This is a genomic window from uncultured Hymenobacter sp., from assembly GCF_964242765.1.
Classification (GTDB): Bacteria; Bacteroidota; Bacteroidia; order Cytophagales; family Hymenobacteraceae; genus Hymenobacter.
This window is the reverse complement of record NZ_CAXTBM010000111.1, coordinates 1-10572: the sequence shown is the minus strand read 5'-3', so window position 1 is coordinate 10572 and position 10572 is coordinate 1. Positions and strand designations below refer to the sequence as shown.

The following is a 10572-nucleotide window of genomic DNA, read 5'->3' as shown; positions in this document are numbered from 1 at the left end:
AACAACAAACAACTAAATAAAATGTAAAAACAGTCCCGCTGGCTTTTTCGCTGTTGCACAAGTCGCTAGACGTATTCTGATCTGAACCAGGAGTGCTGCAATAGTCATGAGCGTTTGGCAAAACGCCATTACATCAATAAATAATGATTGGTAGCTTGTAGCTATTTCTAGCTCCGTTGTAACGAGAATCCTCGGTACTATTTCCCGCTTATCGGCCAGTAGCCCCCGCCAAAACGGAGTAGCGAAGAGGAAACCGATAGCATAGCTTCATTAAAGGGAAAGTCGGTTGGCGTTACCCTCGGAGGAAGCTACCTCAGAAAGCTGCTGAAAACAGGTCTTTGAGGTACTTATTGGCCCGCTCGGAGGGATATTCCGCCATCCGCAGCATATTCTGCCGGGCCGGGGCGCGGTCTTCGTTGATGGTCCTATAGCTAAGGCCCACGACATGTGAGCAGAGCTCGGCGGCCACTAGCAGGCATTCTTGCCGCACCAGCAGGCACACGTAGCCAGCGTTGTGGCCGGGCGAGAGGAGAACTTCGAAGTCCCTTGCGAAGGGCCGCACGTCGCCGCGCTGCTGCCGCTGATCTACGGGGACGGGCTCGTAGGAGGAGCCCGCGTACTTGATAAAGAACAGGTCCACTAGGAAGTTGACCAGCCTGAGCGTGCGGCGCGTGCCGGGCCGCACGCTTAGGCCCTGAGTGAGCAGGGGCGCGTCGAGGACGTGGACACACGTGCGCACCAACGTGCGCCGACGCACATCGGCCCCGCTGCCGCCGTGGTCGATGTGGTAGACACCTTGACGGACGAGGTCTTGAAGGCATACTTGAACCATCCTAACGACCAGTTGAATGGGACGAGAATTCTAGCCTAGCATAGTCCACTTTGAGTGGGCTTTTTTCAATCGGCTTTAGCCAGAACCAACAAATTCCGTTCGTTTCAAACCTATGGACTGGAAGTTTATAGTCGTTTGGTAGACAAGTGTTTTAAGCAAGATGATCGGATTTGAACTAGCTAGTTTGCGTGCTAAAAGGCGTGGTTGCTAGCATGAAAACACTTATACGCTAGTTGTTTGCGGTGCTGACAGGCTTACCCCCTACGCGTCCTAGGTGGGTATTGTGGAAACCAGTAGCATACTTCAGCCCATAGCCTAGCAGCCGGTCGAAGGCACTGTGAAACAGCAGCACCGTGCCGGCGAGCAGCAGTACGGGCTGGCCGAGCCACCAGCCGCCGATTCCAACTGCTATGGCCAGGGCTTTGTGGTGGGCGATGTTGTAGCACACGGCCCCCACGCGCGGCCCTGCTAAGTAGCCGATCATGCTTAGGTCCGGCAGCAGAAAGGTGGCGGGTAGCACCCACCAGGCATAAGGCAGGTGGGCGAAAACGAGCAGGGCTAGGAGCACTTCGGCAAGTTCTTCGAGTTGGAGCAGCAGTTTCATGGGGCAGCAACAAATGAGGGGGTGAAAAAGAATACCCAAAAGTGCGGCTCCCCGTCGCTGGCCGACGATAACAAAGGCTAAGAAAAATTCTTGTGTGGCTCAGTGCTCCCGCGCCACCCGCGCCCGAATGCGGCTCAGCGAGACGGGTGTGACGCCCAAGTAATTGGCCACTAAGTGCTGCGGAATGCGCTCGAGGATCTTGGTTTTGCCACTGGTTAACAGCGCTCGGTAGCGTTCTTCCGGAGAGAGCAGTAGGTGCTCGACTAAACGCGCATCAGTGCCCAGCAGATGATATTCGGCCAGCAGGCGGCCGAAACGCTCATAAACGGGCCGCTCGTCGTAGAGGTGGCGCAACACGGCATAGTTGAAGACGACTAGCTCCGTGTCCACCAGGGCCTGAATACTGAGTTGACTGGCTTGACCGGTTAGGCAGCCAGCGTAGTCCGCTAATAAATGGTTTTCAAAAAAGAAGTACGTGGTGCGTTCTTCCCCATCCGGGCGGGGGTAGTAGAGGCGACAGGTGCCGCGGAGCAGCAATGCAAGTTCGGCCAGGTAGCCACCAGCTTGGATGAAATGCTGCCCGCGGGCGAGGTGACGTACTCGCAGGGCCTGAGCCAGCGGGTGCCAGTCGGCGTCGGTGAGTTCGGGAATAAAGCGGTGGAGGTAGGCGCGCAACGGGTGCATGGGCAAAAAACAGCAGCGTGATAGTTCAGCAACCCGGCTAAACTACCATCCAAGGCACTGCACCGAGCATAAATGAAAACAAATACTTTTCAAGGCTTCTCTGAGACGTCCTCGTGGCTGTTGCCGAACTTTGTGTACTGCATATAGAAGCGACTTAGGGCTGTTTTAACTGCCCGCTATTTTTGCTTTACCTAGCTTTTATCGCACTGTTGGGACGGTAACCTGCTTCTAGTTTAGCTATAAGGCGGGCTCTGCAACTACCACAAGCGTTTGTAAAATGGAAGCCTCCAAAACAGGGTAGTGGTTACTGGTAGGGCATCTGTGACGCTTGTGTAATTCATTCAGGCGTATGTCCTTTTGCCCCACGAAAGGTCTGGTTACTGGGAGTATCTAATTTTTATCAAAGAGGATGTTCGCTTCCCTAATGGTCCAGGTCTGCGGTTCCTCTCGTCGGGCCCAGCCGTGAATAGTCACCGGGGCGTGTTCACTTTTAATTATATAGAAAAGGGAGGGAGTCCATCGGTAGAGCATCCCTATTGAAGCAATATTCTTCTGCAGAGATGTCGCCCGTCTGCGCTAGAACGCGTTTAGAACACTTCATTTCGCTAAACAGCTTCAGGCAGAAAAGCCGGCGTTTGACTCTGTATGTAGCAATTAGAGTACACCGATGAAAAGGCTATGCAAGCTTTCTGCGCCAGTCAGCCTACTACACCAATCTTCCTAGCAAAGCGTAATTACTGCTGGCCTATGAGAGCAGCCGACCCGTGGTTACCCACGTATTTTAGCTCGTAATGAAGCGGGTGTTACCTTACTTCAACTGGTTCTGCAAACGCGCCAAATCAGGTTGCATCTTAATTTTGATCTGGTCGAGGCACTGCCGCACCGCCTGCAGATAGACGACCCGGCCCGGTTCGGTATAGTTGGTGGCGCTAAACAGACCCCACACCGCCTTGGCTTCGCCCTCGGCCCGATAGGTGGCTACGAGTCGCCGCTGGCTGTCGAGCACATCGAGTTGGGTGGAAACCGTGGTTCTCCACGCCGAGAGGGGCATACCGACTACATTGGGGATGAAAAGCGTCAGCCCAGATACCAGCGGCCAAGCAGAACCACGGGTCTGGATGGGGGTGACTTTAAGTTCGAGGAAGCCTCTTTTATCACCGTACGGCGCTGTTATGGCTTCCCGAGTCTCCCGCTCAAACAAAGTGGCCACATCGCGGGAACGAGTCGTTACCACGCTCTCACCGGGCACAATCACCACCGTTAATTCTACCTCATCCCGAACGCGGTCCTCCATGGCCGGCAGCTTTGGGCTAAGGACGACCGCAGTAGGGTTTAGCAAGTTAGGATCGAACGATTTACAGCTTGCACAAAAGAGCAAGGCGATTAGGCTGACAGAGCGGAGCACGTGTGGCATAGAGGTGGAAGTTGATGGCTACTAACCAAGAGGAAGGCGCGTTGGCCTCTTCCTGCTCGTTGCCGCGTACCTCATGGCCGACGAGCAGGATAAAAAGCCGGGGCTTTTTATCCTGCTCGTAAGGGAGAGTACCGGATGCGGGAAGGGGGACAACACAAGGAGAGAGCCAAGTGTCAAAAGGTTGTAGTAGGACACCTCTCAGGAGACGATTTCTTTAAGTGGGTGCTTCGGCACACAGCCTACACTACCTCGCCTCTGCGGTCAGTAGATTAGATTTTTCGATACCCTGTCTACCCTATCGCAAGAGTAGGGTAGACAGGGTATCGAGTTTTCCTCCTAACGTAATGTTTTTATAAGCAGAATCTCGGAACAGTTCTGCAATACAAGTACCGATTAGCAGACGTTGCTATAATACACGAGCAGAAAAGCTTTACTCCACGTAATTCGACGTATTGGACCGTCTGTCTATCTACGACGAGCCAGCCATAGTAGCTGCCCTAAAGGAGCCAGGGAATAACTACAGTTATTCCCATAACCCTCTATTGCGCTGTCGATACACAAGGCGGACAGAAAATGCTTAGTAAGCAAGGTTCACATAACGGCTGGTTATACTGAAATAAGAAGGAACTCCCCATAGCCTTCAAGCATAACCCTAACCCCAATTCTTGAAAAGCAGGGCAGCTTTCTCAAGCCGGTTGAGCAAGCGGTACAGTGCCAGCGCCTACTCAAAGTCGAGGGCCCGATGCATAGGCTGCTGGAGGCCCTGCCACGCGGCCGCGTACTGCCGCCGCGTGTTGCCCAGGAATAAGACTCTACCCTTGCTGGTCTATACCCTCCGAGGAAGTGCCTGTAGTTTAATCGGATGGCTACGATCAACAGCTATTTCAGCGATGGGCACCGCCTGGGCTACCTACCCCTGCGTAGTAAGGCTCAAAAACCAATTAGAATATAGAATATTCCGTATGAATGCGAGTACAAATTGGTATTTTCCTGTTCTCCCTTTCCTCGACCTGCCCGTAAGAATATGCTCTACCGGTAGTTGCCTCTCTGCGCCCCTTCTTGGGGAATCGCCTCGGCCTTCTGTCTTATTCGCCTCCGCAGGTTCACTCCTCCTCGGAGCAGGCAGAAGAACTTCTTGTGTTGGGGGAGCCCTGCGGGTTCACCCCCTGCCTTTTTTTATCTCACCTCAATCTTCCTGGTCTATGTTAGCTGTGAACTTTCGTGGGACCTTTCCGCATCCGAGCGGACCGCAACCGGCCCGAACCCGAGATTAAACATTCCTACGATGCCATTGTGCGGGTGACCCGCTCTTTGATTTGCGGCTCGGACCTGCACCTCTACCATGGCTTGGTCCCCGACACCCGCGTGGGCATGACCTTCGGCCATGAATTCACCGGCGTGGTGGAATCCGTCGGGTCGGGCGTACAAAAGCTAAAAGTGGGCGACCATGTGCTGGTGCCCTTTAACATTGCCTGCGGGAGCTGCCCGTTTTGTAAGCAGGAACTCTACGGCAACTGCCACGAATCCAACCCGGAAGCGACGGCGGTCGGGGGCTTCTTTGGCTATGCCCGTATTGCCGGGGCTACGACGGCGGACAGGCCGAATACGTGCGCGTTCCCTATGCCGATGTGAGCCCGACCATAATTCCGGAAGGGATGGACATTGAAGATGCTGTCATGCTGACCGATGTGACCCCCACGGGCTACCAGGCGGCCAAACAGGGGGGCATTCAGAAAGGCGATACCGTGGTCGTGTTTGGGGCCGGACCCGTCGGGATTATGGCTGCCCGCTGCGCCTGGCTGTTTGGCGCCGGGCGCGTCATCATCATTGATCATTTGGACTACCGGCTGGAGTTCGCCAAACAGTACGCCTACTGCGAAGCCTACAACTTCAGGGAGCTGGCGCAGCGAGATGCTGTAGGGGTTTTTGCGGCCGTAGGTGTTGTAAAGCGAGAACACCCACTCGCCCTGCCAGCGGCGGCCGGCGTTGCGCTCCTGCTGCCAGGTGGCCGCGAGGTCGAGGCGGTGGTAAGCGGGTACGCGGTAGTTGTTGCGCCGGTCGCCGGTGACGTAGGGCACCACCAGGCCCTGGTACTCGTAGCGGCTGTCGGGCATCGTGGTGGCAATGCCGGTGCCATAGTTGAACGTACATGACAGGGTCAGTCGCGGCGACACCGCGTACAGGCCCACCACCGACAGATTGTGCGGCTTATCGTACTTAGTCACGTACCAGTCGTTGTTATTGATGCCGTTGATTTGCCGCTCTGAGCGGCTGAGTGTGTAGCTCACCCAGTCGGTAAGCGGACCGGTGTTTTTTTCAGGTAAAACTCGGCCCCGTAGGCCCGTCCCCGGCCGTAAAGCAGGTCGGCTTCGAGGCGGTCGTTGAGCAGCAAATCGGCCTCGTTGATATAATCAATCTGGTTGTTCATCGTTTTGCCGTACACTTCCACGCTGGCCTCGTAGGCATTATCCCGGAAGTTGCGGAAATAGCCCACAGCCAGCTGGTCGGCGTGCTCGGCCTTGATGTTGTTGGTGCTCGGCGTCCACACGTCGAGGGGCGAGGAGGCGGTGGTGTTGGAAATCAGGTGCAGGTTCTGCACCGTGCGGTTGTAGCTGGCTTTCAGCGAACTGGTCTGATTGAGCGTGTAGCGCAGGGAGGCCCGCGGCTCCAGGTTCACGTATTCCGCTATTTCCCGGTTCCGACCGTACGCTTGCTCCTCAACCACGGTTTTCTGCTGTCCGTCGGGGCCGGCGTAGGTGGTGGCCGTGCCTGGCCCGAGGTAATCGAACACGCTCAGCCGCAACCCCACCTGCCCGGCCAGGCGCTCGGTCAGCTTCTGCTCGTGGTCCACGTAGGCGGCGTACTCGGCGGCAGTTTGGTTGGGCAACTCCCGCGAGCGGAAGATGGATTTCGCGTTGGTGGGCTGCGCCCGGCCAGGCTTCACGGTATAGGCCGTGCCGCTCAACCCGAAGGTGAGGGTGCTATTGGCGTGACGCCGGTACACGAAATCTACCTTACCGGTGCGGTTGAGAATACCCGAGTTCCAGTCGAAGCCGTCGGTACCAGTGGGCACGTTCAGGTGGTAGTCGTAGCGGCTCACCAAGTCCGTCAGGTTGGCCGAAAGCCGGTCGTTGAAGGTGTGCTGCCAGCGCACGGAACCCAACGTGTTGCCAAAATCGGTGCGAAACTGCGTGCCGAAGTTGAACACGTCGCGCCCTAGGTAGCCCGAGAGAAACAGGCCGTCGCGCGGCCCCAGCGTGAAGCTGGCCTTGGCCGTGAGGTCGTAGAAGTAAGCCACGTTGTCGGCCTGGTCGGGCACGAGCTGCAGAAACAAGTCGGCGTAGGAGCGCCGGCTGGCCACGACAAACGAACTTTTGCCCTTCTGAATCGGCCCTTCCAGGGCTAGGCGGGAGGAGATGGTGCCGAGGCCGCCCGTGACCCCGAACTTCTCGGTGCTGCCGTTTTTTAGCCGCACGTCCAGCAAGCTCGACAGCCGCCCGCCGTATTGGGCCGGGATGCCGCCCTTCACCAGCTTCACGTCTGACACGGCGTCGGGGTTGAACACCGAGAACAGCCCAAACAGGTGCGAGCCGCTCATTACGGGCGCGTCGTCGAGCAGAATTAGGTTCTGGTCGATGCCGCCGCCACGCACGTTGAAGCCGGCCGCGCCCTCGCCCACGGTGCTCACGCCCGGCAGTAGCAGGATGGTCCGAATCACATCGACCTCGCCCAGCAGCGCCGGCACCAGCTTGATGGTTTTCATGTCGAGCCGGGTGGTGCCCATCTCGGTGCTTTGCACGTTGTCTTCGGGCTGGCGGCCCCGCACCACCACTTCGCCAATCTGGTTGGCCTGGGGCTGAAGCGGCACGGTGGCCGTGCGGTTGGTGGTCAGCGTGAGGAGTTGCTCGGTGGGCGCGTAGCCGATATAGGTGAGAAAGTAAAGGTGTGGGTGCCGCGCGGCACGGCCAGCGCGTAGTAGCCCCGCTCGTCGGCCGTGGCCCCCACGCCCAGGCTCCGCACGAACACGGTGGCCCCGATGAGGGCTTCGCCGGTGGCCGCGTCGCGCAGGTAGCCACTGAGCGTGACGGGGGCCGCCGGGCGGCGGGAGCAGGGTTTGGGCCGCGCTAGGCATCGGGGCAAACAGTACCGCCCACCAGGCCGGTAAGCAGCAACACGAATAGTTTCATAGCGCGAAGTCGGAAAAGTATAGATTGACGGACGGCAGCTTTCGAGGCAGTCGGTGCGCGGGGAAAAAGAATCCTGCAAAGTTTCTAAATCAAGTCAGCTATTAATGATCCATAATGGCCAACTAATAGTCCAAAGCGACTTGTTGCGATTCCCTGGGCATTACCAGTGATTGAGGTAGTTCAGAGGTATAAATCCCCCAGAAAACGCAGAGTGGCCACTATGTCGGCGCCTATCAGCCATTCGGTCCCGGCTAGCAGCCATTTGCTGGCTAGCCCGGCGGCTTGCTGCCGCAGAGCCGGTGGCGGGCCGGTTCGCTGCGAAGCGCAGACTACCTTGGCCCGACGCACGGGCACCGGATAGGCTTGAGGACGCGCCAAGCGGTAGAAGCCGCTAGCCTGGCGCAGTCCGCGCCGGGGAAAGGGGCGACCCGGGCCACCACGACCGGGCCGCGGCAGAAGGGATGGTTCCATAAGCGAAAGGGGTTAGACTGCTGGATAGTGCTGCGCGCCGACGCTCTTGGCGCGGGGCAGCGGAACTACGACAAAGTTTTGCCACCGACTTCGCGTAAAATGGTCTAACTTGACTTGTTAATAGTCGAAAGCGACCCACTTATGACGCTCGAACTCCAGGCCACCCAGGACAACGACTTTCTCACAATGTTGGCCGCCGCCACCGACAGCCCGCTCGAGAATGGGTGCCTGACGTTAGCGGCGGCCCTGGGCACTGGCTACATTCAGGCGCTGGATTTCGGCCCGCGGCTGCACCTGACTATTTACCAGTGCGAGTTGAAAGAGGCAGTGAGGCTCCGCAAAACGGCCTTCACGGCCGGAAAAGGCACCATCATCTTCAGCTTCCGCCACCTCGTTCCGCCCGACGTGGCCACGTCGCGCCCGCTGGCCGCCGCGGCTCCGCGCCCTAGGCCCCTGCCCACCGTGCGGGTTTCCTCGGCCGACATGAACTTTGAGTTCTACTCGCCGGCCAACACGACTATTAACGCCCTGGTGCTGGCCGCCGATGTGGCGCTGTTCGCGGAGCTGTTGCCGCCCACCGAGGTAAAAGGAAGCGTGCAGACGCTGCTTTCCGGCGGGCAGACGTTTCTCTACGAGGAAATTATCTCGCCGACCATGCAGGCAGTAGCCGCGCAGTTGGTGGCGGCCGACGCCCCGGCCGAGCTGCGCCGCTACTACTTGAAAGTGAAGGCCGAGGAACTGATTTATTTGTTTCTGGTCGAGCTGCTCAAGCGCCAGCACGCGCCCGAGTATCCGCTTAGCGTAGCGGACGCCCAGCAGCTCTACCGGGTGCGCGACCAGGTGCTCAAGGACTTGAGCATCCCGCCGAACCTGCCGGCGTTGGCCAGCTTTACCGGCCTCAGCGAGAGCAAAATGAAGCGCCTGTTCAAGCAGGTGTTCGGCACCAGCATTTACTCCTACTATCAAACCGTACGGATGCAGGAGGCGGCCCAACTGCTACAGGAAGGGAGATTTACGGTGTCCGAAGTAGGCAACCAACTGGGCTTTATCAACCTGAGCCACTTCACCCGACTCTTCGAGCGGCATGTGGGCCTCAGGCCCAAGCAGTACAGCCGGAAAATTGGCGTCAGGATTTCCGGCAAAGCAGGCTGAACCCGTCCGTCGCCACGGCATCAGAAAATTCCGGCCCCGCAGGCAACTGGCATAAACTGGCTTTTTTCCTTCAGCAAAACCACGCCGTTTCGTTTAAAAGCTGAGGCGGGCGAGCTGATGAAGCACGGGATGGTGCGCAAAGTAATGTACCCGGTATTGCCCTTGAAAGCGGAGTATTCCCTGACTTCGCAGGGCGAGAGTATGCTCCCGATTATCGATGCCATGGAGTTGTGGGGCACCGCGCACAGCGAGGAATTTTGGGCGCGGTTGGCAGCTCGGTTCTAGCCCCCGTCGTTAGGCATTGCGGTAAGAAGTTGCTCTCAGGGACTGTTATACGTACTCTACCGCCCTTCTTAGCTGGCAGACCGGCGCAGGAAGCCCAGGACTGCTTCCAGCACTTGCGCCGGTTTTTCTTCGAACAGATAGTGCCCGCTGTCTAGAATGCCGACCACTTGGACGTTTTCGGCCACGAGGGACAAACTCATTTGCAGGTAGCTATATGACACGTAGCTCCCGATGCCCAGCACCGGCATGGTGAGGCGCGCATACGTGCTGGCATCGGCAATGTCTTGATCCAGGGCCTGGTACCAGGCATTCGACGCGCGGATGTTTTCGGGCTGGTTGTACACGGCCGCTTACACTTGGCCAGTGGGTGACGGTGGCCAGTCACGCATCCGACTCGCTCGGGGTGGTATACACGACACTATCCGCAGGCGCTGGGGCTAGCCTGGAGCGCTCTAGCGCTTAGTGCAGGACCCAATTGCCCCCGACAAATTGACCGGGCTCCAATGGGTACGGCGCGGGCTGGCCCTGGGCCGACGTCACGGTGACGCCCAGCAATTCAATGAAGATTCGATCCCCCGGTTGATAGACGTGCTGGAAGGGCGTGAGGTCGACCTCTGGCGTGGTCATGGACAAGATCGGCAAGAGGGGGCGTTTAGCCCGTACTAAGGTCAATTGGGCTTCTCGGAAGTGATAGGTAAGCGGCGCGCGACAGTTGGGCGCTTTGGTTAGCGTCAACGTGATGGCGGACACCAAGGGGCTCCCGGCCAGGACCACCGGCTGCTGCTGGTGCAGGGCTTGGAACTGCGGCAGTGGGCACGTCTAGGCACTGGCCCAGGTAGTAGAGAAGACGGCGAGCAAGAGCAGGAATTGTTTCATAAGTCGCTACGCATGAGGTGGTCTAGCTAAGCTGGACACAACTGGGACGTTGTTTGAAGGTGGATTT

General features: G+C 57.8%; 11 protein-coding genes and 1 pseudogene. 3 read left to right on the top strand and 9 right to left on the bottom strand.

Features of this window, described 5'->3' with window-relative positions; all coding sequences use genetic code 11:
* Positions 1-313: 313 nt before the first annotated feature.
* The 4 genes from ACFE7X_RS24225 to ACFE7X_RS24210 form a co-directional block, all read right to left on the bottom strand.
* On the bottom strand, positions 314-832 hold the full coding sequence (locus tag ACFE7X_RS24225) for a hypothetical protein (RefSeq protein ID WP_375438256.1): 519 nt from the start codon (positions 830-832) through the stop codon (positions 314-316).
* A gap of 229 nt (positions 833-1061) precedes the next feature.
* Positions 1062-1436 (bottom strand): DUF4260 domain-containing protein, encoded by a 375-nt coding sequence (locus ACFE7X_RS24220; protein ID WP_375438255.1) that lies wholly within the window; start codon positions 1434-1436, stop codon positions 1062-1064.
* A 99-nt stretch (positions 1437-1535) separates the two neighbouring features.
* Complete coding sequence (locus ACFE7X_RS24215) at positions 1536-2120, bottom strand: Crp/Fnr family transcriptional regulator (protein ID WP_375438254.1); 585 nt, start codon at positions 2118-2120, stop codon at positions 1536-1538.
* An 808-nt stretch (positions 2121-2928) separates the two neighbouring features.
* Entirely contained in the window at positions 2929-3414 is a 486-nt protein-coding gene (locus ACFE7X_RS24210) for a hypothetical protein (protein ID WP_375438253.1), read from the bottom strand.
* A gap of 1322 nt (positions 3415-4736) precedes the next feature.
* Here ACFE7X_RS24210 and ACFE7X_RS24205 point away from each other — a divergent pair.
* Positions 4737-5687 (top strand): annotated as a pseudogene (locus tag ACFE7X_RS24205) (alcohol dehydrogenase catalytic domain-containing protein).
* A 131-nt stretch (positions 5688-5818) separates the two neighbouring features.
* Here ACFE7X_RS24205 and ACFE7X_RS24200 read toward each other — a convergent pair.
* The 3 genes from ACFE7X_RS24200 to ACFE7X_RS24190 form a co-directional block, all read right to left on the bottom strand.
* Positions 5819-7402 carry a TonB-dependent receptor plug domain-containing protein gene (locus tag ACFE7X_RS24200; protein ID WP_375438252.1) on the bottom strand — a complete coding sequence of 528 codons (1584 nt, stop codon included), beginning with the start codon at positions 7400-7402 and terminating at the stop codon, positions 5819-5821.
* Positions 7403-7422: 20 nt separating this feature from the next.
* Positions 7423-7674, bottom strand: a complete 252-nt coding sequence (locus ACFE7X_RS24195) for a carboxypeptidase-like regulatory domain-containing protein (RefSeq protein WP_375438251.1) — start codon at positions 7672-7674, stop codon at positions 7423-7425.
* Positions 7675-7901: 227 nt separating this feature from the next.
* On the bottom strand, positions 7902-8192 hold the full coding sequence (locus ACFE7X_RS24190) for a hypothetical protein (protein WP_375438250.1): 291 nt from the start codon (positions 8190-8192) through the stop codon (positions 7902-7904).
* A 141-nt stretch (positions 8193-8333) separates the two neighbouring features.
* Between ACFE7X_RS24190 and ACFE7X_RS24185 the strand changes: the two genes are divergently transcribed.
* Positions 8334-9344, top strand: coding sequence for a helix-turn-helix transcriptional regulator (locus ACFE7X_RS24185; RefSeq protein ID WP_375438249.1), 1011 nt, complete (start codon positions 8334-8336; stop codon positions 9342-9344).
* Positions 9345-9461: 117 nt separating this feature from the next.
* Positions 9462-9629, top strand: a complete 168-nt coding sequence (locus tag ACFE7X_RS24180) for a winged helix-turn-helix transcriptional regulator (protein WP_375438248.1) — start codon at positions 9462-9464, stop codon at positions 9627-9629.
* Positions 9630-9697: 68 nt separating this feature from the next.
* On the opposite strand, the gene ACFE7X_RS24175 is transcribed toward ACFE7X_RS24180, so the two are convergent.
* Together ACFE7X_RS24175 and ACFE7X_RS24170 are read right to left on the bottom strand one after the other, a co-directional pair.
* A complete protein-coding gene (locus ACFE7X_RS24175) occupies positions 9698-9973 on the bottom strand; it encodes an alpha/beta fold hydrolase (protein ID WP_375438247.1) in 276 nt (91 codons plus the stop codon).
* 115 nt (positions 9974-10088) lie between these two features.
* Positions 10089-10256 carry a hypothetical protein gene (locus ACFE7X_RS24170; protein ID WP_375438246.1) on the bottom strand — a complete coding sequence of 56 codons (168 nt, stop codon included), beginning with the start codon at positions 10254-10256 and terminating at the stop codon, positions 10089-10091.
* Between the last annotated feature and the right edge of the window lie 316 nt (positions 10257-10572).